At 28.2% G+C, this 25,518-nt stretch carries 34 protein-coding genes; 13 read left to right on the top strand and 21 right to left on the bottom strand.

The genetic code is table 11. From position 1 onward, the window contains the following. Positions 1 to 17: 17 nt before the first annotated feature. On the bottom strand, positions 18 to 689 hold the full coding sequence (locus FGQ49_RS01200) for a Crp/Fnr family transcriptional regulator (RefSeq protein WP_138268099.1): 672 nt from the start codon (positions 687 to 689) through the stop codon (positions 18 to 20). A 482-nt stretch (positions 690 to 1,171) separates the two neighbouring features. Here FGQ49_RS01200 and trxA point away from each other — a divergent pair, with 482 nt between their 5' ends. Further along, complete coding sequence (gene trxA / locus FGQ49_RS01195) at positions 1,172 to 1,507, top strand: thioredoxin (protein WP_279222098.1); 336 nt, start codon at positions 1,172 to 1,174, stop codon at positions 1,505 to 1,507. Positions 1,508 to 1,563: 56 nt separating this feature from the next. Here trxA and FGQ49_RS01190 read toward each other — a convergent pair whose 3' ends face one another. The 3 genes from FGQ49_RS01190 to FGQ49_RS01180 are packed head-to-tail and all read right to left on the bottom strand — an operon-like array spanning position 1,564 to position 3,307. Beyond that, complete coding sequence (locus FGQ49_RS01190) at positions 1,564 to 2,175, bottom strand: M23 family metallopeptidase (protein ID WP_138268097.1); 612 nt, start codon at positions 2,173 to 2,175, stop codon at positions 1,564 to 1,566. 56 nt (positions 2,176 to 2,231) lie between these two features. Then, the gene (locus FGQ49_RS01185; RefSeq protein WP_138268096.1) at positions 2,232 to 2,660 is read right to left on the bottom strand and encodes a hypothetical protein; all 429 of its coding nucleotides are present in this window, start codon (positions 2,658 to 2,660) and stop codon (positions 2,232 to 2,234) included. Between the two features lie 44 nt (positions 2,661 to 2,704). Beyond that, on the bottom strand, positions 2,705 to 3,307 hold the full coding sequence (locus FGQ49_RS01180) for an N-acetylmuramoyl-L-alanine amidase family protein (RefSeq protein WP_138268095.1): 603 nt from the start codon (positions 3,305 to 3,307) through the stop codon (positions 2,705 to 2,707). Positions 3,308 to 3,423: 116 nt separating this feature from the next. On the opposite strand from FGQ49_RS01180, the gene FGQ49_RS01175 reads away from it, so the two are divergent. The 4 genes from FGQ49_RS01175 (at position 3,424) to FGQ49_RS01160 (ending at position 5,610) form a co-directional block, all read left to right on the top strand. Further along, positions 3,424 to 3,936, top strand: coding sequence for a putative ABC transporter permease (locus tag FGQ49_RS01175; protein WP_138268094.1), 513 nt, complete (start codon positions 3,424 to 3,426; stop codon positions 3,934 to 3,936). 74 nt (positions 3,937 to 4,010) lie between these two features. After that, positions 4,011 to 4,619, top strand: coding sequence for a GNAT family N-acetyltransferase (locus FGQ49_RS01170; protein ID WP_138268093.1), 609 nt, complete (start codon positions 4,011 to 4,013; stop codon positions 4,617 to 4,619). 90 nt (positions 4,620 to 4,709) lie between these two features. Next, positions 4,710 to 4,994: an autorepressor SdpR family transcription factor gene (locus tag FGQ49_RS01165; RefSeq protein WP_138268092.1), complete on the top strand. Its 285-nt coding sequence runs from the start codon at positions 4,710 to 4,712 to the stop codon at positions 4,992 to 4,994. Then, positions 4,975 to 5,610 carry an SdpI family protein gene (locus FGQ49_RS01160; RefSeq protein WP_138268091.1) on the top strand — a complete coding sequence of 212 codons (636 nt, stop codon included), beginning with the start codon at positions 4,975 to 4,977 and terminating at the stop codon, positions 5,608 to 5,610. Before FGQ49_RS01165 ends, FGQ49_RS01160 begins: the two co-directional genes overlap by 20 nt. A gap of 25 nt (positions 5,611 to 5,635) precedes the next feature. Here FGQ49_RS01160 and FGQ49_RS01155 read toward each other — a convergent pair whose 3' ends face one another. The 5 genes from FGQ49_RS01155 to FGQ49_RS01135 form a co-directional block, all read right to left on the bottom strand. Beyond that, complete coding sequence (locus FGQ49_RS01155) at positions 5,636 to 6,448, bottom strand: HAD-IIB family hydrolase (RefSeq protein WP_171020549.1); 813 nt, start codon at positions 6,446 to 6,448, stop codon at positions 5,636 to 5,638. A gap of 74 nt (positions 6,449 to 6,522) precedes the next feature. Then, the gene (locus tag FGQ49_RS01150) at positions 6,523 to 7,326 is read right to left on the bottom strand and encodes an HAD family hydrolase (protein ID WP_138268089.1); all 804 of its coding nucleotides are present in this window, start codon (positions 7,324 to 7,326) and stop codon (positions 6,523 to 6,525) included. A gap of 2 nt (positions 7,327 to 7,328) precedes the next feature. After that, positions 7,329 to 8,120 (bottom strand): HAD-IIB family hydrolase, encoded by a 792-nt coding sequence (locus FGQ49_RS01145; RefSeq protein WP_138268088.1) that lies wholly within the window; start codon positions 8,118 to 8,120, stop codon positions 7,329 to 7,331. 3 nt (positions 8,121 to 8,123) lie between these two features. After that, positions 8,124 to 8,921 carry a Cof-type HAD-IIB family hydrolase gene (locus tag FGQ49_RS01140; protein WP_138268087.1) on the bottom strand — a complete coding sequence of 266 codons (798 nt, stop codon included), beginning with the start codon at positions 8,919 to 8,921 and terminating at the stop codon, positions 8,124 to 8,126. A 46-nt stretch (positions 8,922 to 8,967) separates the two neighbouring features. Beyond that, entirely contained in the window at positions 8,968 to 9,768 is an 801-nt protein-coding gene (locus FGQ49_RS01135) for a Cof-type HAD-IIB family hydrolase (RefSeq protein WP_138268086.1), read from the bottom strand. A gap of 202 nt (positions 9,769 to 9,970) precedes the next feature. On the opposite strand from FGQ49_RS01135, the gene FGQ49_RS01130 reads away from it, so the two are divergent. Further along, complete coding sequence (locus tag FGQ49_RS01130; protein ID WP_138268085.1) at positions 9,971 to 10,963, top strand: isocitrate/isopropylmalate dehydrogenase family protein; 993 nt, start codon at positions 9,971 to 9,973, stop codon at positions 10,961 to 10,963. Positions 10,964 to 10,983: 20 nt separating this feature from the next. On the opposite strand, the gene FGQ49_RS01125 is transcribed toward FGQ49_RS01130, so the two are convergent. The 3 genes from FGQ49_RS01125 to FGQ49_RS01115 all read right to left on the bottom strand — a co-directional run bounded on the left by FGQ49_RS01125 (position 10,984) and on the right by FGQ49_RS01115 (position 14,663). Beyond that, positions 10,984 to 11,586: a hypothetical protein gene (locus FGQ49_RS01125; protein WP_138268084.1), complete on the bottom strand. Its 603-nt coding sequence runs from the start codon at positions 11,584 to 11,586 to the stop codon at positions 10,984 to 10,986. 61 nt (positions 11,587 to 11,647) lie between these two features. After that, the gene (locus tag FGQ49_RS01120) at positions 11,648 to 13,558 is read right to left on the bottom strand and encodes an ABC-F family ATP-binding cassette domain-containing protein (protein ID WP_171020548.1); all 1,911 of its coding nucleotides are present in this window, start codon (positions 13,556 to 13,558) and stop codon (positions 11,648 to 11,650) included. Between the two features lie 4 nt (positions 13,559 to 13,562). Beyond that, on the bottom strand, positions 13,563 to 14,663 hold the full coding sequence (locus FGQ49_RS01115; protein ID WP_171020547.1) for an LCP family protein: 1,101 nt from the start codon (positions 14,661 to 14,663) through the stop codon (positions 13,563 to 13,565). A 161-nt stretch (positions 14,664 to 14,824) separates the two neighbouring features. Here FGQ49_RS01115 and FGQ49_RS01110 point away from each other — a divergent pair, with 161 nt between their 5' ends. From FGQ49_RS01110 to FGQ49_RS01085, 6 genes are read left to right on the top strand one after another with little or no spacing between them, the layout of a single operon-like run. Continuing rightward, positions 14,825 to 15,448, top strand: coding sequence for a sugar transferase (locus FGQ49_RS01110; RefSeq protein WP_138268081.1), 624 nt, complete (start codon positions 14,825 to 14,827; stop codon positions 15,446 to 15,448). 13 nt (positions 15,449 to 15,461) lie between these two features. Further along, entirely contained in the window at positions 15,462 to 16,826 is a 1,365-nt protein-coding gene (locus FGQ49_RS01105; protein ID WP_138268080.1) for an HlyD family efflux transporter periplasmic adaptor subunit, read from the top strand. 10 nt (positions 16,827 to 16,836) lie between these two features. Beyond that, positions 16,837 to 17,538, top strand: a complete 702-nt coding sequence (locus FGQ49_RS01100; RefSeq protein ID WP_138268079.1) for a YggS family pyridoxal phosphate-dependent enzyme — start codon at positions 16,837 to 16,839, stop codon at positions 17,536 to 17,538. Further along, a complete protein-coding gene (locus FGQ49_RS01095) occupies positions 17,528 to 17,995 on the top strand; it encodes a cell division protein SepF (protein ID WP_138268078.1) in 468 nt (155 codons plus the stop codon). Before FGQ49_RS01100 ends, FGQ49_RS01095 begins: the two co-directional genes overlap by 11 nt. A 6-nt stretch (positions 17,996 to 18,001) precedes the next feature. Next, on the top strand, positions 18,002 to 18,745 hold the full coding sequence (locus FGQ49_RS01090) for an RNA-binding protein (RefSeq protein ID WP_138268077.1): 744 nt from the start codon (positions 18,002 to 18,004) through the stop codon (positions 18,743 to 18,745). Between the two features lie 6 nt (positions 18,746 to 18,751). Continuing rightward, positions 18,752 to 19,663, top strand: a complete 912-nt coding sequence (locus FGQ49_RS01085; protein ID WP_371922829.1) for an RluA family pseudouridine synthase — start codon at positions 18,752 to 18,754, stop codon at positions 19,661 to 19,663. A 26-nt stretch (positions 19,664 to 19,689) separates the two neighbouring features. On the opposite strand, the gene FGQ49_RS01080 is transcribed toward FGQ49_RS01085, so the two are convergent. From FGQ49_RS01080 to spoIIIAA, 9 genes are all read right to left on the bottom strand, one after another. Next, the gene (locus FGQ49_RS01080; RefSeq protein ID WP_347559319.1) at positions 19,690 to 19,866 is read right to left on the bottom strand and encodes a toxin-antitoxin system protein; all 177 of its coding nucleotides are present in this window, start codon (positions 19,864 to 19,866) and stop codon (positions 19,690 to 19,692) included. 115 nt (positions 19,867 to 19,981) lie between these two features. Then, positions 19,982 to 20,611, bottom strand: coding sequence for a SpoIIIAH-like family protein (locus FGQ49_RS01075; protein WP_138268074.1), 630 nt, complete (start codon positions 20,609 to 20,611; stop codon positions 19,982 to 19,984). Between the two features lie 13 nt (positions 20,612 to 20,624). After that, positions 20,625 to 21,188, bottom strand: a complete 564-nt coding sequence (locus FGQ49_RS01070; protein ID WP_138268073.1) for a hypothetical protein — start codon at positions 21,186 to 21,188, stop codon at positions 20,625 to 20,627. Further along, positions 21,181 to 21,693 carry a stage III sporulation protein AF gene (locus tag FGQ49_RS01065; protein WP_138268072.1) on the bottom strand — a complete coding sequence of 171 codons (513 nt, stop codon included), beginning with the start codon at positions 21,691 to 21,693 and terminating at the stop codon, positions 21,181 to 21,183. Before FGQ49_RS01065 ends, FGQ49_RS01070 begins: the two co-directional genes overlap by 8 nt. A 1-nt stretch (position 21,694) precedes the next feature. Next, positions 21,695 to 22,852, bottom strand: coding sequence for a stage III sporulation protein AE (locus tag FGQ49_RS01060; RefSeq protein WP_138268071.1), 1,158 nt, complete (start codon positions 22,850 to 22,852; stop codon positions 21,695 to 21,697). Continuing rightward, positions 22,849 to 23,232 carry a SpoIIIAC/SpoIIIAD family protein gene (locus FGQ49_RS01055; RefSeq protein ID WP_138268070.1) on the bottom strand — a complete coding sequence of 128 codons (384 nt, stop codon included), beginning with the start codon at positions 23,230 to 23,232 and terminating at the stop codon, positions 22,849 to 22,851. Before FGQ49_RS01055 ends, FGQ49_RS01060 begins: the two co-directional genes overlap by 4 nt. A gap of 1 nt (position 23,233) precedes the next feature. Further along, positions 23,234 to 23,431, bottom strand: coding sequence for a stage III sporulation protein AC (gene spoIIIAC, locus FGQ49_RS01050; RefSeq protein ID WP_138268069.1), 198 nt, complete (start codon positions 23,429 to 23,431; stop codon positions 23,234 to 23,236). A gap of 11 nt (positions 23,432 to 23,442) precedes the next feature. Beyond that, positions 23,443 to 23,961 carry a stage III sporulation protein AB gene (locus FGQ49_RS01045; RefSeq protein WP_138268068.1) on the bottom strand — a complete coding sequence of 173 codons (519 nt, stop codon included), beginning with the start codon at positions 23,959 to 23,961 and terminating at the stop codon, positions 23,443 to 23,445. Next, positions 23,958 to 24,872, bottom strand: a complete 915-nt coding sequence (gene spoIIIAA, locus FGQ49_RS01040; protein ID WP_138268067.1) for a stage III sporulation protein AA — start codon at positions 24,870 to 24,872, stop codon at positions 23,958 to 23,960. The genes FGQ49_RS01045 and spoIIIAA overlap by 4 nt, the downstream gene beginning before the upstream one ends. A gap of 155 nt (positions 24,873 to 25,027) precedes the next feature. Here spoIIIAA and FGQ49_RS01035 point away from each other — a divergent pair, with 155 nt between their 5' ends. Beyond that, complete coding sequence (locus tag FGQ49_RS01035; protein ID WP_138268066.1) at positions 25,028 to 25,516, top strand: hypothetical protein; 489 nt, start codon at positions 25,028 to 25,030, stop codon at positions 25,514 to 25,516. The last annotated feature ends 2 nt before the right edge of the window (positions 25,517 to 25,518 follow it).

Genomic DNA, 25,518 nt, shown 5'->3' with positions numbered 1-25,518 from the left:
ATATATTTTTATTCATTTCATTCACTAATACGATTAAGACCTTTTTCATCAACTACCTCAATACCACCTCTATATAATTTTATGTACCCACAAGAAACAAAATGTTTAAGCATCCTGCTTACAACTTCCCTGGCACTTCCTAGGTGATTTGCAATTTGTTCATGGGTCATATTTAATTTTTTATCGTCGTTCATATGATAAAGAACAAATTCCGCAAGCCTTTGGTCGAACTTCTTAAACATAACCTGCTCTAAAAGCCACATCACATCAGAAAATCTTGAAGCCATTATTTCATTTATATAATTTGAGAAAACTAAAGACTCTTTTGAAATCCTATTATATATAATTGTAGGAATTATTATGACTTCGCTTTCTTCCATCGCATCTATAAACACATCAATTGAGATATCTTTCATGGCACAAGATGCAGACATTAAACAAATATCCATATCATTTAGATAATAAAGGCTTATTTCTCTTCCACTCTCAGAAACCATATATGCTCTAAGCTTACCTTTTTTTATAAGTACCAAACCAAGACAGCTTACATCATTGTCATGAACAGCATCATTTTGTTTAAATGTTTTATATTCAATATTATTTAAAATAAGATTTTTATGTTTTTCTTCCATTTTGTCCCATACGGGAATTAAATAAGAAAGAGTTTCTTCTATATTATTTGTTTCCATTTTCTTTCCCTTTTTATTTTTCTTCTTTTAATTTTTTACGACTTCCATATTTTCACTATCTTTTATATTAACACTCTTCTTTAACTACACCTTCATAATTTCCTTTAAAAGTTATATAAAAATCTATACTTTTATCTGTTATCTCTTTTTTAATAACATAATCAATATCTTTTGCAAGAGTAAGTTGTTTACATTTATTATGTAGATATAAAAATCTACATTCTCAGCGCTATTCCATTTGAAGTAACAACAGAATCTTTTTCATCTCTATTTTGATTTTCATTTGCAAAATATATACAACACCTACATTTAATATTAAAAATAAAGTTAAAAGTGCTACTAATAATATTTTCATATCTTTCTTTGCCAATTATTATTATTTTATTTTATAAAACATTATTATGTCAATAAATTTATAAATTTCATCTCTATGTGACTTAGTCACTGTATTATATTTTTATTTATTTATAATATAATCAAAGATAAGAAAAGAGGTAAATAAAATGAGTGTAATGAATTTAACAAATAAAACATTTAAAAGTGAAATTAATGATGACAAATTGGTAGTAGTAGATTTCTGGGCTCCATGGTGCGGACCTTGCCAAGCTTTTTCACCTATAATTGATGAAGTAAGCGAAGAAATGGATGATGTAAAAATATGCAAGGTAAACGTTGATGAAGAAAGAATGCTTGCAATGAAAAATAGAGTAATGTCAATTCCTACATTATTAATTTATAAAAACGGAAAACAAGTAGAAAGATCTCAAGGAAGACTTTCAAAAAATGAATTAGTAGAACTAATTAACTCATTAAAATAATATATATATTTCCCTAAAATAAAATTGTTTGTAAAAAAAGAGCTTATGCTCTTTTTTTATTTATAATCAACAAATATAAGAGGATTTATACAATCTTTAACATCTGAAGATGTCCTTATTTCAAAATGCAGATGATGCCCCGTAGAGGAGCCTGGATTCTTATCTTTTTTAGGATCTCCCCCTTCTTTTCCTATAACATATCCCTGCTTGACCTTCTGCCCTTCTTTTACACTTATTTTTGATAGATGAGCATAAAAAGAATATATGTCATACTCATGTTTTATTTTTATGTAATTTCCATACCCTTCTTTATCACACCCCACTTCAACAACTTCTCCATCTGCCGTTGCCTTTATGTCATCATGCCACTTTGCTCCAATATCAATACCGTTATGTTTTGTTTTTTTACCTGTTATTGGGTGAATTCTATAAGAAAATTCACTTGTAATTACTCCCTCCACAGGTTTAATAAAATCAGATTTTTCAGCCTTATATTCTATAAGGTTTGTTTCGTTTTTACTTATAATATAATTTTTATTAAATAGATAGAATATTGTATCAATATCATTTAAAACAGGATATAAAATAATAAAAGTAAAAAATAAATTTAAAATAAAATATAATACTTTTTTATAAAATTTTCTTTTAATATTTAATTTTCTTCTCATCAATTAAATATATGAAATAAAAATTTAATTATACTAAAAAACAGGCATAGCCTGTTTTATAAATACTTTTTAAGTTCATAAAAATTCTGTTCTTCTATTTCAAGAAGTTCTTTTGCTAAAGCAACAACTCTTTTGTCGCTGTCTTTATAATCTCTTATTTTCTTTGTTATTTGAACTATTCCCATCGTACTTCCCTGCATCATCATTCCCGCAAGATGTTCAACAGATTTATCCTTTATTGTTTCCATTTTTATCATAAAATAACTTTGAAGTTCTGAAAAATAAGATAAATCTTTTACTTCCTTGCCCATATCATTCATTACTTTTATTACTTTTTTAACAAAAGCATCATAAGTTTCTTTCTCATGAACAAGTTCATCTCTAAATCTTAAATCTTCGTTAACATCTATCAAATCTTCAATAGAAGTTGAGCCCATTTTTGCATTTTTATAAATAAATTCCAATAATTTAATTGTGTTATCCATACTAACTTCCTTTTTTATTTTATTATTAAAAAAGAAAGCAATTTTTATTCATAATATTTTCCGTTATATTTATTTTTTAAAAAATCAATATTTTCTTTACTGTCTCCAACATAAGGTATATTAAAATAATCAAGTATACCTTTAGCAATACCTACACCGTATTCATATATATTATTTATGATAAAATCGCTGTCTTCTGGATTATCATGAAAAGCAACTTCCATAAGCACCGCAGGAGATACTGTTTTTCTAAGTTCATACATTCCTTTTCCGTTAAAGGTTAAATACCCCTCTTTTACGCCCAAATCATCAGTAGGTGTTAACATTTCAAGATAAGGATAAATATCCCTTGCAAGTTTTTCACCTTCACCGCCAAACCTGTGAGCATAGATTTCAGCACCTCTGGCTTCTCCATTTGAAGCATTAGAATGTATTGCAACATGAACCCTCGGTTTAATGCTGTTTGAATCCTCAACAACTTGTGCAAGAGTCATATTAGGAGAATTCCTCGCCGTTACAAGCCCATGCCTGTTAAGTTCGTATTCAACAATATCCGCAATCTCGTTCATTCTTTCTTCTTCGCTTCCAAACCCGTCATAACCTAAATTAAAATGTTGCACTGACGGAGAAATATATACATCTACCATATTTACCTCCAAAATAATATCCTTCAAAATATACTATGAAAAAAATTTCTTTTTGTTTATTCTTTTTCGTATTTTTTATTTAGTTTTACACATTATAAAAAATAAAAGGTATTTTTATGAATTTCTTTACAACCATTCTTTTTATATTTATATATAGTTTTCTTGGATATATTTATGAAACATTAATTAATTTAAAAAACAAAGTTCCAATTAACTCAAGGGGATTTCTTTACGGTCCTTTAAGACCCATTTACGGTTTTGGATGTATTCTTCTTATATTAGTTTTTTATAATTTCCATATAGATACTCTTCCATTATTTTTTCTTGTTGGATTTTTTTCATGCACCATAGAATATATTAGCTCTTACATTTTAGAAAAAAAATTTGATAAAAAATACTGGGATTATTCAAATAACTTATTTAATTTAGACGGCAGAGTCTGTGCCATTGGGTTTATAGTATTTGGAGTTTTTGGGCTTTTTCTGCTTAACTTTCTTCATCCAATTTTACTGGAAATTGTAAAAGAAAACTTATCTCAAAGAGCCATAGTATATGCTGTATTTACTCTCTTATTTTTTACTACAATTGATTTGATATTAAGTCTATATAACATTAAACATTCAAATTGAGTTAATTTAAAATTGACTATATTATTTATTTAATTTAAAATAGATAATTATTATAAACTAAGAAGGTATTATAAATGGACAAATTAAACATAAGACAAGTTACAATTGAAGATACAAAAGACATTCTTAAAATATACGAACCTTATATATTAAATACTCCCATTACTTTTGAATATGACGTACCAAGTATTAAGGAATTTAAAGAAAGAATAAGAAAAATAACAAGTAAATATCCTTATTTGGTATGTGAAGAAAATAATAAAATTATAGGATATGCTTATGCAAGTGAATACAAAGGAAGAAAAGCCTATGACTACACGGTAGAACTGTCTATATATATAAAAGAGGGATATAATAAAAAAGGCATAGGAAAAAATTTATACATGGCATTAATAGAAATACTAAAAAAACAAAACTTTAAAATAGTATATGCCTGTATAACCGTACATAAAACACTGGGAAGTAATAAATTCCATGAAAAATTAGGATTTAAAGAAATAGGATTTTTTGAAAAAAGTGGGTATAAAGATAATAACTGGTATGACACAGCATGGTATAGCTTAGAAATTGGCAAATTTGAAAAATATCCTAAAGCCATTATCCCTATAAATGAATTAGACAATAAAGAAAAAGATAAAATAATACAAAAATACAATAATATTTTAAACAAGAGAACTATTTAGAAAATTTTCTAAATAGTTCTTGACTTTTTTATAGGAAAGATATAATATCTATTTAGAAAAATATCTAAATAGAAGAAAGGAGATAACAAAGTGAGTTTTGCAAACACACTAAAGGCACTGTCTGATCCGGTTAGAAGAGATATTCTTGTAATGCTTAAAGACGGCAGAATGTCGGCAGGAGAAATTGCTTCAAAATTCGATATGACTGCAGCAACGGTATCCTATCATTTATCAAAATTAAAACAAGCGGATTTAATATTCGAAACAAAATATAAAAACTTTATTTACTACGATATAAACACATCTGTATTTGAAGAATTAATGTTGTGGTTATCTCAGTTCAGCGGAGGAAAAGATGAAAATAAAAATAAATAAAGAAATAATCCTTTCAACAATATGTTGTTTTATACCTACAATTTTATGTCTTTTTGTATACAACAAACTTCCAACAAGTTTACCGATACATTTTGACGCATCAGGAAATCCCGACGGATATGTATCAAAAGAAGTATTTATCTTTGTAATGCCTTTTGTTTATGCTGCTTTAAACTTGCTGGTAAATGTATTTATAAATAATGACCCAAAAAGAAAAAATGCTTCAAAGGTTATATTTACATTAAGTAAATGGATAATACCGATACTAACAATTCTATTTTGTTTTATATCTATATTATCTGCTCTTTATGAAAATATAAATACATCGACTTTTGTTCTCGCATTAATGGGTTTGGTGTTTATTATTATTGGAAACTATCTTCCAAAATGCAAACAAAATTACACAATGGGAGTAAAACTGCCATGGACATTAAACAGTGAAGAAAACTGGAACAAAACTCATAGACTATCCGGTTTCATATGGGTTATAGCAGGAATAATTCAAATTGCATCGGCATTCTTCAGATTACCTCAAGCTGTTTTCTTAACTAGTGTAGCAGTAATGGTAATAGTACCAATTGCATACTCATTTATTTTATATAAAAAAGGAATATAAAAAAGAACGCATATGCGTTCTTTTTTTAAACTAATTTAAGTTTATTTTCATCTTTTAAAATATACTTATAAACAGCATAAGCAAATGCATTTTCATTATTTGTTCTAGGCAACACTATATTTGCTCTCTGTTTTGTTTTTTCATCACTGTTTTTTACTGCAAATGCATATTTTGATATATCAAACATATATGTATCTACTTCTTGATCTCCAATACTTGCAACTTCTTCACTATTTATTCCATATTCATCCATTAAGACTTTTAAGCCGTTTGCTTTGTTAAGTCCGTCAGGCATATAACTTACACAAGAACCAAAAGGTCTTGCAGTTGTATAAACTCCTTTAGGTGCAAGGCTTCTTAGATAAGGAACATCCTCTTCATTGTTTCTTACAACCGCTACTCTGCAGCATTTATCAAGAGAAAGAGTATCTCCTTCACAAGCCATTTTCAAAGTATGGAATCTTTTTATGTGGTTCATAAGTTTTTCATCTGCATTCTCATACATTATTCCGTCTTTATGGAAACAGAAAAACCCTCTGTTTTCCCTTCTTAAAATCTTTATAAAGTTATCATAATCTTCTTTATTAAAATAAGAAATAAGTTCATTTTCCCCTTTAACATCAAGAATTAAAGCGCCGTTTACGGCAACATGTTTAACATATTCAAGACCTAAATCATGAATATGTTCTCTCATTAAAACTTCTGTTCTACCTGAATTTATAACTACCTTAACTCCTGCATCTACAAGGTCTCTTACTGCCTGTATGTTTTCTTTTGACATATTATCATTCTTATCCAAGAAAGTATCGTCCATATCTACTGCGAATAATTTTATCATTTTTTCCTCCATAAAATTAATAGCCATAACATTAAGCCATGGCTATTATACCGAATTTATTTATTTTTTTCTACTTAAATCTTCGATAATTTATCTTCGTCTTTTAATAAATATTTATAAATCGCATATGCAACACCGTTTTCGTTGTGACTTCTTGGAAGAACTATATCAGCAGCTTCTCTTGCAAAATCATCGCAATTACTTACTGCAAAAGAATATCCACAGTTATTGAACATATCAAGATCACTTTCTTGATCCCCTATACATGCAACATCCTTTTTATCTATTCCATATTCCTTTAATACAAGTTCTAACCCTGAAAATTTATTTAATCCTATTGGCATATAATCCAAAATACCGCTATTTGCAGTTGAATACAAACCTTCAGGACATATACTTCTTACATAAGAAAGCTCTTCTTCATCACCATAATATGTATTTACTCTAGGACACTGAGGAATACTCATAACATCCCCTTTAATAAGAGCCTTTGCAGAGTGGAAATACTCAACTTGAGGTCTAAGTTTATCCACATGTTCATACATAAGCCCCCCATCGCAGTAACAGAAAAATTCTCTGTTTTCGCTTCTTAATCTTTCTATAAGGTTTACATATGTATCCCTGTCAATGTATTTAGAAAATTCATTTTTTCCATTTAAATCAAGAACTAATGCACCATTTACTCCTACATGTTTATTTTTTTCAAGTCCAAGTTCTAATATTACATCTTTAAGAGTAGGTTCACTTCTTCCCGAAGCAATAACAACCTTAACACCACTTTCCTCTAAATCTCTTATAGCCTGTTTGTCTTCTTTTGAAATTATATTACCGTCCCTAAGTAAAGTATCATCTAAATCCACCGCAAATAATTTAATCATGTTTATTCTCCTAAAAAGTATTTTTCTATTACATAACTTATTGCATCTTCTTCATTTGTTTTATCAATAACTACTTTTGCAGCTTCTTTTGCTTCGTCTACTGCATTTTTAACTGCTATTCCAAGAGGAGCATCCCTAAGCATTTGAAGGTCATTCCCTCCGTCTCCCACACATACTATTTTTTCTTCATCAATCCCAAACTCTTTTGCAAGTCTTTTTGCACCTTGAAACTTTCCTTCTCCCCTTACAAAGAATATTACAAAACCATTTCCCTCTCCCGTTTCTATAACATCATTCCCCCATGAACGCATCATTTTTCTTTGTTCTTCATTATTAATAAGCCCATACATTAAGAATATATTTTCTATATCATAAGGTGTATAATCAACATCAATTACAGGATATCCATGTTCATACTTATCCATAACATCAACAAGTTTATAACTATGATTATGAAATATTCCATCTAAGCTAAGTACGTTAGATTCTATATCATTTACCTTTAATAAATCTAAAATCCTTTTAATCTCATCTTTTGGAATAAAATTGTATACTTTTCTGTATCCATCTAAATTAAAAACACTAAGTCCATTATGAGCAAGATGTTTTTGATCACTAAGCCCTACCATTTTTATAACATTTTCCATTGCTGGCTCTGCTCTTCCGCTTGCAAGAGCAACTTTACCACCACTGTTTATAAGTTTTCTAAGTGCATCTTTATTCTTTTTAGAAATCGTTCCGTCATCTTTTAATAGTGTATCGTCAAGATCTGTAATAAGCAATTCGTACTTCAATGTCTATTCTCCTAAAATATATTTATCTATTACATAAGCCACAGCATCTTCATCACAACTTTGCTTTAAAACCACATCCGCAACCTCTTTTAAATCATCTGTTGCATTTGCCACAGCAACTCCAAGACCTGCATATTTTACATTTGTATAATCGTTACCCTGGTCTCCCATTACTATAACTTCATCCATAGAAATTCCAAGTTTTTCTGCTATTGCTCTTGTACCTTCAATTTTTGTAACATTATAAGGCATCATATCAAAAAAGTTAGGATCAGGTACTACACCTTGCATTTCACCTTCTTTTTCAAGTCCTTTTACAAATTCATATTCTTCATCATTATGAAAATATGCACTTACTTTGTATACTCCTTTTATATCTTTAATATTACCTATTCTTGATTTTGTAACAGGGAAGTATATTTTTATTCCCTTTGCAATTACATCATCGCCCTCTTCATAAACAAAATCAAAGTTTTCACTGGAGAAAACTCCACATTCTATATTTTTAGATTTAAGTTTATCTATTAAATCAAGATAAAAATCTCTGTTAAATTCTTTTATTATTTTTCTATCATTACCTTTAAATATTCCTGCACCGTTATCGGAAACGTGATAATTATCTTCTATACCTATTTGTTTTGCAAAGTATAAAACATCAAGTGCAGGTCTTCCACTGGCAAGAGAAACCATTACACCTTTATCCATGCATTTTTTTATGGCTTTTAGATTCTTCTTTGATATACTTTTATCTGTGCATAAAAGCGTATTATCAACATCCATTACAATAAGTTTATATTTCATAAAATCCTCCCTATCATTTAAACAAATACCAATTATTATTATCAATTTAAAGCATATATTTTTCTATTAAATAAGCAACTCCGTCTTCATCATTGGTATAAGGAAGAACAACATCTGCTACTTTCTTTAAACTGTCCACAGCATTTTTCATTGCAACACCAAGCCCTACATTTGCAACAATCTGCATATCATTTTCCTGATCTCCAACTGCTATTATCTCTTTTGTAGATATTCCCATTTCTTTTGCAAGCCTTATTGCACCTGTCCATTTTGAAATACCTCTTGGAGATAAATCTATAAAATATTCTCCTGATATATCTGCTCTTATTTGACGGTTTAATCTTTCAACTTCTCTATGAAGAAAAATATCATCAACATTTCTGTAAGAAGAACTTATTTTATATACGTTTTTTAAATCTCTTACATCAGCTTCAATAAAATCAATGAGCGTTCCTTGATTTAACTCTCTACATCTATGGACAAATTCTTCACTTGTTTCATCATAAAAAGAACCTTCATAATCGCTTGTCATAACGACAAAAGGAATATGATTGTATCTTAAAATATCAACTATTCTTTTATAATATCCTTCTTCAAAATGAGCAACATATTCTTCTTCACCCTCTTTAAATATCGTAAGACCTGCATTTGCAATATTGTAATTATATTGACAACCAAGTTGTCTTGCATATTTTATTGCATCAACATAAAGCCTGCCGCTTCCGACACTTATAAATTTCCCTCTTCTTTGAAGTTCATGAACTGCTTTTAAATTCCTTTCGCTAATTTCGCTTTTAGAATTAAGCATAGTTCCGTCCAAATCGGTGATAAGTAATTTATAGTCCATAACTCCTCCTTAAAATAATATATAAAAATCATTAAATTCAAACTTAATTATCTTTTATAATTTTACTATAAAAAACACGGTTATGTCAAATAATACCAGTTAATACGAGTGTCTAATATTTTGAATATTTAGACATTTTACTATTGTTAAATGTCTTTAAGTAAAGTATAATAACAGTTAAGCTTAAAAAAGGAGAATATTCATGAAAAACGTAACATTAATTTATGGTGATGGTATAGGAAAAGAAGTAATGGCAAGTGCCGTTGAAGTAATCAAAGCAACAGGCGCAGAAATTAATTTTGAAGAAGAAATAGCAGGACTTGAAGCCGTTGAAAAATACGGTGAACCACTTCCTAAAAAAGTAATTGATAGTATAAAGAAAAACAAAGTAGCTCTAAAAGGACCTGTAACAACTCCTGTAGGTAAAGGATTTAGAAGCGTAAATGTAACTTTAAGAAAAGAACTTAACCTTTATGCTAACGTGAGACCTGTAAAAACATATGAAGGACTAAAAAATAGATATGAAGATATTGACCTTGTAATAATCAGAGAAAACACTGAAGGACTATATGCAGGAATTGAAAAAGAAATTGAAGGCGGAGCAGAAACAACAAGACTTATCACAAAAAAAGCCAGTGAAAGAATTGCAAAATATGCTTTTGAACTTGCAAGAAGAGAAAACAGAAAAATGGTAACAGCTCTTCATAAAGCAAATATTTGTAAACTTACAGACAGAGTATTTTTAGATGCAGTAAATGAAGTTCATAAGGATTATCCTGAAATTGAACTTAATGATTTAATTATAGATGCAGCTTGTATGAACCTTGTTATGCACCCTGAAAAATATGATGTATTACTTGCAACAAACTTATTTGGAGATATTGTAAGCGACCTTTGTGCAGGATTAATAGGCGGTCTTGGTCTTACAACAGGTTCAAACATTGGTGAAGACGGTGCAATTTTTGAAGCTGTACACGGTTCAGCCCCTGATATTGCAGGTAAAAACATAGCAAATCCTACAGCATGTATTCTTGCAGGTGCAAAAATGCTTAACTATATAGGTTACAAGGAAGAAGGCGCTAGAATAGAAAAAACAATTGAAGAATTAATTAAAGAAGGTAAATACCTAACACAAGATTTAGGTGGAAACCTTGGAACAAAAGAATTTACAAAGAAAGTAATTGAAAGATTATAAAACAAATAAAAAAGACACTTTTAAGTGTCTTTTTTTTCTTTTATTAATTCATAAATATATATTCCGCCTTTTAATTTTCTTTTATATAAATATTTCATACCTATATGCACGTATTTATCTTTCTTAAGCTCGCTGTCAGTTGACAATATAACAGGAAGAGAATACTCATCTGCAAATTTAAGAATTTCATTCATAATTTTATGCATATATCCTTTATTTTGAAACTCTGCTTTTATAAGAACCATTTCCACTTCTATAAAGTCTTTATTTTCCTTCCTAAATTTATCTATTAAAGAAACTTTATCACTTTTCATTGATTCCAAAAAATTATAATATCCTTTAAATCCAAAAATTCTAATAATATTTAAAAGCATATATATTTTAGCACTTACTCTTAAAGGATTTAAAGTACTGTTTAATATAATAAATCCCTCATTATTTTCACTTAAAGAATACAACATATTATTTTTAATACTTGCTTTTATTAGTACTTTTAAATATCTTTTAAATGTATTCTCATCTTTAAATAAGGAAATCGTACCCTCTTCATTTAAATTTGACTCAACATAAATTTTAACGATATCATCTATTTCTTTTTTCGATAAAGATTTTACCTTTTGCATAACAAAACCTTCTTTTTATTTATTAAAAAAGCTATATATTAAACAATATATAGCCAAAATATTAATCATTTTCTAAAATCTCACTGATTTCAAGCCATCTTGATTCTTTTTCCTCAAGTAACAATTCTATCTCATTTAATCTTATGGAAACATTTTGTGCCTTGTTTACATCATTGAAATATTCAGGGTCATTCATCTTATTTGCAAATTCAGTTTTTTCTTCTTCCAAACTTTCTATATCCTGTTCTATAGTTTTAAGCTCTTCTTCATATGCTTTTCTCTTGTTGTTGCTTAAAGATGAATTTTTCTTTTCTTTTTTTTCGCTCTTTACTTCCTTTTTTGTTTCCTGTATTTTTTCTGTATTTAAAAGAGCCTCTCTTTCCATCGCATAGTCATAATTACCGTCATATACTTTTATATCGCTACCGGTCAAATACATTATTCTGTTGCATATTTTATTTAAATAATATCTATCATGACTTACACTTATGACTGCTCCGTCATATTTTAATAAAGCCTCTTCAAGTACTTCTTTTGTTTCAATATCCAAATGATTGGTAGGTTCATCAAGTATAAGCACATTGGATTCTTTCATCATGAGTTTTGCGATGGCAACACGACTCTTTTCCCCACCAGAAAGCATAGAAATCTTCTTGTTTATATCATCACCGCTAAAAAGCATACATCCCAAAATATTTCTTATTTCACCATCATCAGCATTTGTAGATTTTCTAAGTTCTTCTAAAATAGTTAGAGAATCATCAAGGTCGTTATGTTCTTGTTCAAAGTATAAAATCTGACATTTAGGATTTTTCTTTATAAGCCCCTTGTCTTCTTTCAAAATACCGGTAATAAGTTTTAAAAAAGTAGATTTTCCGGTTGCGTTTCTTCCGCAAATACCAAGCCTGTCACTGCTTGAAATGGTAATATTAAAATCATTAAACAATTTCTTTTCTTTTGTATATCCAAAGTCAAGTCCTTCAACTGTTATTGCTTTTTTACTTATCATTGGAATATATCCAAATTTTATATAAGAATTCTTAGCATAATAAGGACTATCAACTCTTTCCATTTTTTCAAGCATTTTTTCTCTGCTTCTTGCTCTTTTAATGCTCTTTTCTCTGTTAAATTGCTTTAGAGTCTTTATTACTTCTTCTTGTCTTTTTATTTCTGCTTGTTGCTTGTTGTAAGCATTTTTTTCAATATCAACTCTTTGTTTTTTCTTTATTACATAGTCAGAATAATTTCCGCTGTATACATAGCATTTCTTATTTTCTATTTCTATTATTTTATTTGTGAATTTATCCAAGAAATATCTATCATGACTTACGACAATAACAGTTGATTTCAAAGAATACAAGAAATTTTCCAGCCATGAAATACTGTCCGTATCCAAATAGTTGGTAGGTTCGTCAAGTATTAAAACTTCAGGAGAAGAAACCAATAACTTTGCAAGGGCTACTCTCATTTTCTGCCCTCCGGATAAAGTGAAGATTTTTTTTGAAAAATCTTCTTCTTTATAACCAAGCCCTTTTATAATCCCAACCAATAAACTTTTATACTTATATCCGTCCATATCTTCAAACTCACTTACAAGTTCGTGATATTTCTCATTTAATTCTATAAGCTTTTGTTTATCCGATTCAAACTCAAGCATCATAGATAGCTCTTCTATTTCTTCTTCTTTTTTTGTGTATTTTTCTGCACCTAATAAAACTTCAGAATAGATATCATTATCTAAATTCAAATTAAGATTTTGTCTTAAAAATCCTATTTTATCTTTATCTATTTTAGAAATATTGCCCGTATAATCATCATCAATTCCCATTAAAACATTAAGCAAGGTGGACTTGCCGGCTCCGTTTCTGCCGACAATGCCCACCTTATCTTTATCACTTATAACAAGGGAATCAATAGTAAATAAATGTTCGCTTCCAAAACTTTTACTTAAACTATTTATGTTAATTTGCATATTTTTAATCACTCCTTGGATCCTGAGATAACTGCTCAGCATCTATGTTAAATAACTCTTTAATAAAGGTTACTCTTTCCGATTGATTAACTATCCAATACGAAACTCCGCCCAAATTACCAAAATTGCCAGGTAATGTATAGGTTTGTAAATTATCTATGTTGAAATCTTTAAAAGATAACCCTAAAGATGCAATCTGTGCAAATTGCAAATCTGTTTCAACCATACTTTGTACAAGATTATAAATTTGTGGAATTTGAGAAAAAGTTCCTTTATTTTTAAATTCCGTAAAGATTGCTTTCATTATTTTTTGTTGTATTTGAACTCTTCCTATATCTCCGTCAACATATGCTCTGTATCGACTGTAGTAAAGAAGCTGCTCCCCATTTAAAACCTGAGTTCCTTTTTTTATTACAATTTGAGAAGTATCATAACCATTGTGTGCATATAAATCTTGATGAACATCTATGGTTACCCCCCCCATTACATCAGCAATCTGAGGAAGTGCATCCATATCTATACCAAGATAGTAATCTATTTGTACTCCACCTAAAATATCGCTTACAGTATTTTTTAAATATGTAACACCCGTATCAAATAATTTTTCTTGATTATTCATATCTGCTTCAGACAAACCAAGACTCGCATAATAAAAACATGAATTTACTTTATCTCTTCCACCTCTATTATATATATCCACCCTGCTGTCACGAGGAATTGAAATAAGCTTTATGGTTTTATCTTTTGTATTTATACTTGCAAGCATTATTGTATCAGGTCTAAAAATTGTCGCAGACTGACTTCTTTCTTCGTTTTTGTCAATACCGAATATAAGTATATTTATTGTATCTTCCAATGTTGCAGAATTGTTAAGTTTTGTTTTATCACTTAACCTTATATATTTTGGACTTTGAAAAGGATTACTATTTAGTACGTTATATCCTAAAGACTTTGCAAGTCCCAGTCCACTTGAAGAAAATATAATAAGCAATGTCATTAATATAATACATATTTTTTTTCTTCTTGTTTTTTTTGATTCATATGCTTTATGTTTAGAATGTTTTTTTAAGACTTTTTTGGGTTTAACAACTTTATTTTTCCTCATAAATTTCTCCATAGGTTTTATAATTTTTAATTATACCATAAAATTTCTTCATTATATTAGTTTTTTAAATTTTTTATACCATTTAAAGAAATATTTGTAAAAATTATTATAAAATGATATAATATATAATCAGCAAATTATTACTTATATAAGGAAAAATTATGAAAGAAATAAGTAAAGAAAAAATAAGGAAATATAATAGCACTATCATTGTAAAGAGACTTGTTGATATTATATGTTCTCTTTTACTTTGCATAGCTTTTATTATTCCCGGAGTAGTAATAGCAATTATAATAAAACTTTCCGACGGCGGGAAAATATTCTTTGTTCAGGAAAGAATTGGCAGATACGGAAAAAGCTTTAACATAATTAAATTCAGAACAATGAAAGAAGGAAGCGAAAAGGAAGAGAAAAAATTATTAAAGAAATCCAGAAATGGGTTTGTTCAAATAAAACAAGACCCTAGAGTTACTGAATTCGGAAAATTTTTAAGAAAAACAAGTTTTGATGAGATACCACAACTCATTAATGTATTAAAAGGAGATATGAGCCTTATAGGTCCGAGACCTTTTATACCTATAGAAACAAATTTACTTAATGAATATGAACTGCAAAGAAATATTGCATACCCGGGACTTACGGGGCTTGCACAATTAAAGGGAAGATCAAAATTAAATATTCATGAAGTTGTAAAAATAGACCTTGAATACTTAAATGATTATTCCTTACTTTTAGACCTTAAAATATTTTTCTCTACAATTTTTGTTGTGTTAAAAGGTATATAAGAGGTATATAACTATGAAAAGAAAAAATAAAGACATAAATAACAATCCGGTAATGGTTTCACAAAATATTCCGATTAAAAGGAAAAGACATAAAAAAAATTTCTTTCAAAAAAGATATAAAGAAATAATTATCTTGGGTTCTATTTTGGTCTTTTTTTTATTTTCCATATTGCATTCTGAAAATACTATTCTTTTAAATGCACAAAAAGATATAACGACAGAAACTGCTGAAAGTTATATTTTCACAAATTCAGAATATGTTGATTTAAATGAAAGCACATCAATAAAATATACTGTAAAAGAAGGACAAAAAGTAGGTGCCAATACTATACTTTCAAAAACATACAAAATAAAAACAAACAAATATATAGATGATGCCATAAGCGTTATAGACTGGAGACTTAAAAACGATTCTTATGAAAACCGTGATGTCTTTTTCAAAGATTTAAATAAACTCGAAGAAGAAATAAGTAATGTTGAAAATAATTATAATCAGGCAAAATCAACAAACAATACAACAAAAATGAATGAATACAGCACAGAACTGACAAAACTTAAAAGCCAAAAAGAAATGATGCAAAAATCCATGAAATATATTTTTGCAGATGACGAAACATTAAAAAAACTCAAAGAAGAACTAAAAAGCAAAATGAGTTCTGATGAAAAAGACCTTACAATATCTAACTTAAACTTTTCTTTTACCGGAAATATATATTTTTCAAGAACAGGGTACGAAGAAGTTTTAAATACCAATGTAATGGCAGCCTTAGATAGTGACTATATTGATTATTTAAAAAACTTCAAACCTGAAAGTACAAGTGAAGATAAATCAATAATAAAAATAGTAAACAATCAATGTGCATATGTTTGCGCAGTAGTAAATAAAGATACATATGTAGAAGGTGAAGAAGAAGCAAAAGAATATAATGCATCTGTTAAGAAAAACCACGATTTAAAAACAGACGGAGATTATTATGATTATCTCCTTACAAGAGTTGATATTTTAATAACGTATCCTACTATTAAATTTGAAGATAACGAAGGGAAAACAGATGAAGGTTATTTAATCAATTCCCTTGATTACGGAGAAGATAAAAAAATTCTGGTTATATGTTTAAAAGATGAATTTAGCCATCTAATTAATGTAGATAAAACAAAACTTGATATACATACAAATGAAGTAACTGTTTATAAAATACCTAAGAAAGCAATTATAGAAAAAGATGGTAAAACATATGTATATGCCGTTACAGACGGAAATTTAAAAGAACTGGTTGAAGTTAAAATTTACAGTGAAGAATTTAGAACCGTACTCCTTAAACCAAGTGAAAACCCTGATTTAAAGGAAAATATGGAAATAATATCAAATCCAACATAGGAGGTTTAAAATGAGTATTAAAGATAATTTAGCACAAATTCTACAAAACATTGAAAATAGCAAAAACAACAGCAAATTTGATGAAAATGTTACACTCCTTGCTGTAACAAAATTCAGAACAACAGATGAAATAAAGGAAGTTTTAGATTTTGGAATAAATAATCTTGGAGAAAACAAAGTAAAAGAATTTGAATCAAAATATGAATTTTTTAAAGGTGAAGATATAAACTGGCATTTTATCGGTCATCTTCAAAGAAACAAGGTTAAAAATTTAATAGGAAAAACTGCCTTAATACATTCAGTAGACTCCATAAGGCTAATGGAAGAAATAAACAAACAATCAGAAAAGAAAAACGTTATAACAAATATATTAATTGAATTTAATATCGCAAAAGAAGAAAACAAATATGGTTTTAACGAAGATGAAGTTGATTTTATATTTGAGAATGCTATGAAATTTAAAAATATAAAAGTAAAAGGTGTAATGTGTATGGCTCCTTTTACAGACAATAAAGAAATTATTGTGAATGTTTTTAGAAAGTTAAGAAAAATTTATGATAATTGTAGAAAAACATATAACAAATGTGATAATATAGATTTAACTATAATATCTATGGGAATGTCAAATGATTATGAAATTGCCATAGAGCAAGGAAGTAATATTGTCCGTGTAGGGACAAGTATATTTAAAGGAGAGAAAAATGGGATTTAATGATTTTATAGGCGAATTAGGCGAAAAAATTGTTGGCAAAGATGAATATTACGAAGATGAATACTATGAAGATGAATATTATGAAGATGAACCAAAAAGAGGTGGTTTATTTGGTAAAAAATCAAGTTCAAGAAATGATAATGCACCAGTAGCAACTCATGCTGCATCTACTGTAATGCTTATTGAACCAAGAAACTTTAACGATGCTCCTTTAGTTTGTGATAAACTAAAAGGCGGCATTACCGTTGTTGTAAACATGGATAAAGTAGAAAATGATGATGCTAAAAAAATCTTCGATTTTTTAAGCGGTGCTGTTTATGTACTTGCAGCAAGCATGAAAAGAATTGCTCAAAACGTATTTATTTTAGCACCATATGGCGTTGAAGTTGAAACTCAAGAAAGACCTAATGATTCTTACACAACATCACATAAAGATACTTGGGAATACGAAGGATAAAACACAATGAACGAATATGATATTTTCATATCCAGAATAGAAGATATGGCACTTTTATCTGATAAAAAAGATGGAAGTGTCTTTTCTGATTTCTTGGATCCTACAAACCAGATGTTAGCAGGAAGAGAAATAGGAAGATATAAAAATATGGATTGCGCTTTTTTTGGAGGTCATGTATATACCGAAAGAAAAGTCATGAGTATTTTCCCTAATAACAAAGAACCTGAAAATTTAGAATACCCTATTAAGGTATTAAAATCACAAGAAGCGCTTGATGTAAGACACCAAGACGTTTTAGGCTCAATTTTATCTTTAAGCATAGAAAGATCAAAAATTGGTGATATTAATATACTTGACGACCATATTCAAATCTTTGTTTATGATACAATAAGTGAATTTCTAACAAAAGAACTAACTAAAATCGGCGGACATAGCGTAACATTTAAAGAATATGACATTTCACAAGCAACCATTGTAGAGCCAAAATTCAAAGAACAAAATATCATAGTTCCATCTATGAGACTTGATGCGGTTATAGGAAATATTTTTAAACTTTCAAGAAATGAAGCAAATATGTTTGTAAAAGGCGGTAAAGTAAAAGTAAACCATACCCCTGTTTCTAAACCTGCAATGAATGTCAAAGCAGGTGATATGATATCCGTAAGAACAAAAGGCAGAGCAATTATAGACAGCGAAAACGGTCAAACAAAAAAAGGTAACACAAAACTTTTAGTTAAAAAATTTATTTAAGCAGGTATAATTTTGGATAAAAAGAATTTTATTATTTCAAAAGAAGATATAAATAAAAGATGTGACAAATTTTTAGCAGAACAATTAGAAGACTTTTCCAGAGAAAAAATAAAAAAACTCTTTAAAGACGGAAAAGTCTTTATTAATGAAGAGATTATAAAACCTTCAAAAAAAATAGAAGAAAATGATAGTATTTCTGTTATACTGCCAGAAATAGAAACTCTTAACGTAGAAGCAGAAAATATTCCAATAAACATCGTTTATGAAGACAACGATGTCGTTATTGTGGATAAACCACAAGGAATGGTAGTTCATCCGGCCAATGGGAATTATACCGGTACACTTGTTAATGCATTAATGTATCATATAAAAGACTTATCTACAATTAACGGAGTTATTAGACCCGGAATAGTTCATAGAATAGATAAAGACACTTCTGGTCTTTTAATAATAGCAAAAAATAACCATGCACATAACCATTTGGCTGCACAATTTAAAGAACATTCAATAAACAGAAGATATAAAACCATATGCCACGGAGTGATTAACGAAAATCAAGGAACAATAGATGCTCCTATTGGAAGAGATAAAATAAAAAGAAAAGAAATGTGCGTAACTCAGACGAACTCAAAAAGAGCAGTAACACATTTTGATGTATTAAAAAGATATGAAGACTATACTTTTTTAGATGTACATCTTGAAACAGGAAGAACACACCAAATAAGAGTACATTTAAAATATATATCTCATCCTGTTGTTGGAGATAAAGTATATGGATATAATAAAAAAATAGACAAAATGTTTACAGGACAGCTATTACATGCATACAAACTCGGATTTATTCATCCTTCAACAGAAAAATACATGGAATTTAACAGTGAGCTTCCTGAATATTTTTATAAATTAATTGATAAATAAAAAAAGAATAGTTTTACTATTCTTTTTTATTTAACTTCTTTATTATCATTTTTCTTTATTTCCATAAGATGTTTGTTTAATACAACATTAATATATTGAGAGAATGATCTATCATCTTGTTCTGCTAACTTTTTTACATCTTTTATCAACTCTTCATCCAGGGTAATACTAACTTTTGCTTTTAATGGTCTCAATTTCTTCATCCTCCCATATTACTTAATCATATTTTATTATATAGTATACTACCAAATTTTTACATTATTTTAAAATATGATAAAGTAATATATAATCGTATTTTGTCATATTTTGTCAAAAAATTTAATTTTGTAGATTTTCTTGTTCATTTTCAGTGTTTTTAGTATTTTCTTCATTCTGATTATTATCTTGAGAATTTCCCTTTTCACCATTATTGCTTGTAGCAATTGTTATTTTGGAAATGGCAATATTACATTCTTTATTTACAATATTTTGTATCTGTGCTGCATCTGAAGGTGTTAATGTAGCTGCATCTACAATAACATTTGCATACCCTTCATGTATTATTACAATTGCATCATCAAAACCCTTTGATTTTATAAGGTTTTCTACAACAAGTTCTGTTTCAGATAATTTTGAGATACTAACGCTTTCTTCCACAGCTTCTTTTATTATATCCTTATCAAGTGATGTATCCTTTGTAATATTTTGAAGAGCTTCTAAATTTTGACTTCTAACTTTATCTCTGTTTAATCTATATTCGCTGAAAAACTCAGAAGAAAGCTCTGCATTTCCGCTTAATATGTCTTCTTCTGTAACATTTGAAACCAACGTTGCATTGCTTGGTCCATCTTCTACATTTGATACGCTGGTATCATCATTATAAAACACCGTATAATTTGCAATACTTATGGCAAGAAGACAAGCAACAAGCCCCAATAATACTGCATTTTTTTTCTTTACATTTTTCATATGATCATTCTCCTTATTTATTATTACTTGGTAAAACTACCACTTTATAACTAGGCAAATCCAATAAAGCTTCTACACTTTTTGTAATGTAATACTCTACGGTTTTATCATTTGCCCCTTGCGCTACCACAACAACTCCTACAACATCAGGATATGTATCTTTTGTTGTAAAAGGTGTCTCACTTGAACCTTCCCTCACCATTACCGCATCTTTTGAAGAAGTATTATTATCAGATGAATTTGTATTATCATTTGATGAGGAAGAAGAAGAATTGTTCTCATTATAAGCGATATTCTTTTCCACCTCGCCGTCAAGTGTAATTGTTACGCTTACATCACCTACCCCGCTAACATCTTTTAAGGTATCTTCGATACTTTTCTCTAAACTTTCTTTATATTCATTTGCCGATATGTCTTCACTGTTTTTTTTAATATCTTCCTTAGACGAAGATGAAAAGAAAGAAGAAAAAAATATCAAACATAACCCTATTATTAAAAGTAAAACAAGCAATGATTTACTACTATCACTATCTTTAAAAAATTTGTTAAACATATCACAAATCTTCTTATTATCCATTTGATACACTTCCTGTCTTTATATTTATATTCTTTATATCAATCATATATGTTTTATTTATGTAACTTTTTATTTTGTCTTTTTTCTTTATATCTTCCTCGTTTAAAGTAACTGTTACGTTTTTTATATCCCCATAATACGCAGAATTTTCATCTTCATTTATTACTACCAAAACATCAGCATTAACATAATATTGTTTTTTTAGTGTACTTTTAATGTTATTTTCAAGTTTCTTTTTATATTCATCTTTCACAAGGGTGTTAATGTCAATATTTCCATTATTGATACTCGTTTCCAACTCATCCATAGTTACATAATTTTTATTTAAAAAAGAAGAGAACTCCCCCTTTTTTACCACAGATATAATAGGCGATAAAATTGATACCACAAATAGTAATGAAACAAAAAATTTTATGTATTTATCATATTCTTTAGCTGGTGATAACATCCTTAAAATACTTATAACAAGCATTAAATATATAAAACTTTTTAAATACTCATTCATCCTACCCTCCTATCATTGAGATGATGCCAATAAGCATAATAAATAATATAGAAACAACCATAAAACAAGCAAAAATCAAACTTAAAAATCCGGCTGTATCATTAAGAGCCTTACTTATTCTTGCATCCGTTATAGGCTGGGATAAAAAAGCGGATATTTTAAAAGTTACAACCAAACAAAGCATATGAATAAGCGGAATAATAAGCAAAGATATAAAAATAAGTATACCTACAATTCCTACAGAACTTTTTATAACCTTTATAAACCCAATCACCGTGTCCGTACTATCAGAAATTAAAGAACCAAGAACAGGGACGAGATTACTTACCGCAAATTTTGCTGTCTTTAATGAAAGACTGTCAATAGATGAAAACAAACTTCCTTGAAGACCTAAAATACCTAAAAACAAACATGAAAATATCCCCATTAAAAACAACACCATCTGTTTTATAAAAGATACCAAATAAGAAATATTTATATCTATTAAAATGTTATCTATTATGCTTAATATAAAACCAAAGCTTAAAGCTGGAATAATAAAATATGTCATAGATGATGCAAAGAAATTTATTATAAATACTAAACTTACGCTTATTATATTTCCGGAAAAAACATTCCCGCTCAAATTAAGTAAAACTATTATTATTGGAAGAAGCACATTCATAAAACCTGTTATTGCTTTAACAAGAGAATAAGCTGTACTTACAATATCGAAAAAGCATTTAACAACAACCATAATAAGAACCAGATACACTCCAAAGAATGCAACATCGCTTATCTCTTTGTTCATGAATGAAGAATTTAATAAGTTAATAAGACTTAAACATATAGAAAGTGCAATAAAAGTTAAAAGTATAGAAGAGCTTTCTTTAAAGGTATAAAAAAACATATCTTTTATGGTATTTATAAACCTGTCATAATCAAAAGAATAATTTCCGCTTAAAACATCTTTTATGAAAGTTTGGATATTATTAAAATTAAAAAGTTCATAGAAGCTATTATCGTTAGTATACATATCAAGTTTATAAATTTGTCCTTGCTCATATATTCCATCTATTAAAGAGCTGTAATCTTCACTATTTCCCTCTTCCCCAGCAATAACTATTACAGGGCAGACAATAATAAAAAAACATATAAACAAAAAACATATTTTTTTCATAATACTTCCTCGATATAAGAAAACAAACTTATTAATAGCGGAAGAGAAAAATACAATATAAGTATTTTTGTAAAAAAGCTTACCTTTGTTCCAAGCATTTTATTACCGCTGTCAATACACAGTTCCGACGCAAACTGCCCTATATACGATATACCTATTATTTTAAATATTGCTTTTATGTTAAGCATGTCCAAATTTGCTTTAACGGAATAAGTATTTATTACATCTATAACACCATATAAATATTTAACGGCAAAACCTAATATAATTATTCCTGCAATAACAGAAACAAACAAAGCATATTCTTTAAAATCTTTTATAAAAAACAAACTTATGATACTGCCAAGAATTCCAACAATAGCAATTTTTACAATATCCATATTAATATAATCCAAACATAGTTTTTACCGTAGAGAAGAACTCATTTACCATATTTACAATAAGCATTAAAACAACGATTATTCCCGCTAAAGCGACCATTGTTGCCATATCATCCCTATCGCTTTTTTTCAAAATTATGCTTAAAACAGCAACAATAAAACCTACACCTGCTATTTTAAAAATAATATCTATCTGCATTTACTCTCTCCTTATATAAAAATAATCACTAAAAAACCTCCTACCAAAACTCCCATTTTTTCATATAACGAAACTTTTGTATCTTTATCTTTTCTCGCTTTTTGTATTTGATTTTCAATAGAAGTCTGAAGTAAAGTAAGCTGCTTTATCATTCTGTTTTTATCATTAAAGGAAAGACTTGCACCGATATTTTCAAGAAGTATCTTTTCTTCCAATGTAATATCAAAGTGATAATGCTTCAAACAATCAAACCAAATCTTTGAAAAATAATTTGAAGATTTTTTATCAAGATTATCTTTTACTTCACATAAAAAATCATGGTATTTTGTCTTTGTTCTTTTTATAGCTTCTGAAAGTAAAAAACTAACATCGTAAAGTCCAACATTTATACTTACAATAAAATCATTTAAAATATTATCTATTTCTTCAAGTTCATAAACTCTCTTTTTTATTTTTGATGTAATCTGTTTTGAACAAAACACACTGGATAGAAACAAAAAAAACATTCCTGTAATTTTAAAAACAATCATATTAACCTCTCTAAACTTCTGTTATATATTTCTTTTAATTTTCTTATTCCATTTTTATTTTCAAGAAAAATATATCTATCAAAAATACCTTTTTTAATAATGGGGACAAACTCTTTTTTATTTAATATATCTTGCATACTTTCCCCATGAGCAGAAGAAATCACATTAACTCCGCTTAAAACACAATTTTCCAAAGAGGAAATATCCTCAATCTTCCCTACTTCATCGGTTATTATCACTTGTGGTGACATTGCTCTTATAAGCATATTCATTCCATACGCCTTATCAATTCCTTCCAAAATATCACTCTTCTGTCCTACATTTAAGCGGCTTATACCGTTATGTAGTGCTGCAATCTCTTTTCTTTCATCGACAATACATACCCTTTTACCTATATATCCTTTTTTATTCGTGGATATTTCCCTGGAAATATCACGAAGCAATGTTGTTTTTCCTACTTTTGGAGGAGAAACAATAAGAGTATTTAGTATTTTGTCTTTATTTAATATATATGGCATTACAAGGTTACTTACTCCAACAATCTCTCTTGCAATCCTAATATTCAAGGAATTAATATTTCTTATAGAAATTATTTTGTCATTTTCTTTTATTACACTTCCGCTAAAACCTATTCTGTGTCCGCCTTTTAATGTAATAAACCCTTTTAATAAACTTTCTTCATTTGCGTAAAAGGAATAATCCGTTGCAAGATTTAATATTCCTTCTATATCGCTTTTTGTAACTTTATATAAAATTAAAAAATCCTCATTTGAACATACTATATGTATATTTTTATCAAGCCTGATTCTTATTTCTTCAACTTGATTTTTTGTTTCAACCTTCTCAATTACTTGAAGCATTTTTTCTGGCAATATATCAGTTACTTCCTTTGGTATTTCATTTAAATTCATATAACTTGTCCTTTAACTTTAATTTAGTATTAATATACTTATTTATAGTGTCGTTTTTGAGAAAAGAGAGGAATGAACTTTAACTTTTTATAAATAAAATTGAAGTTAATAAAAAAATAGTGTAAAATAGTTATATAACTTTAAGGAGAAATAAAATGGTAGAAACAATAGTATATAAAAGTAATTCCGGACATTCTCTACGATATGCTCAAATGATAAAAGAAGAAACAGGCTTAAAGTGTTATGATATTGATGAAGCTTTAAATATTTTAAATAAAAATGCTGAAATTTTTTTTATAGGATGGATATGTGCAAGTCAAATTTGCGGATTTAAAAAAGCAAGGAAAAATTTTAATATTAAGGGTTTGGCAGGCGTTGGAATATATTCAAAAGATGATAAAGATAACATAAATAATTTAATTAAAAACAATAATATTGATATCCCTTTTTTCTATCTTCAAGGTGGAATAGATTTAACAAAACTTAATTTTATTCATAAAACAATTATTAAAATTGCACCAAAATTGTTAAAGCCAGAAAAAGAAGAAAATATTGATATTACGAAAAATGGCATAGATTATGTAAAAGAAGAAAATATAAAAGAAATTATAAAGTTTATAAAAGATACAAAAAAACAGCTATAAAT

The sequence above is a fragment of the Anaerofustis stercorihominis genome, assembly GCF_005844425.1.
GTDB classification, from domain to species: domain Bacteria; phylum Bacillota; class Clostridia; order Eubacteriales; family Anaerofustaceae; genus Anaerofustis; species Anaerofustis butyriciformans.
Note: the sequence above shows the minus strand (reverse complement) of the source record. Positions and strands in the feature narration are given on the sequence as shown.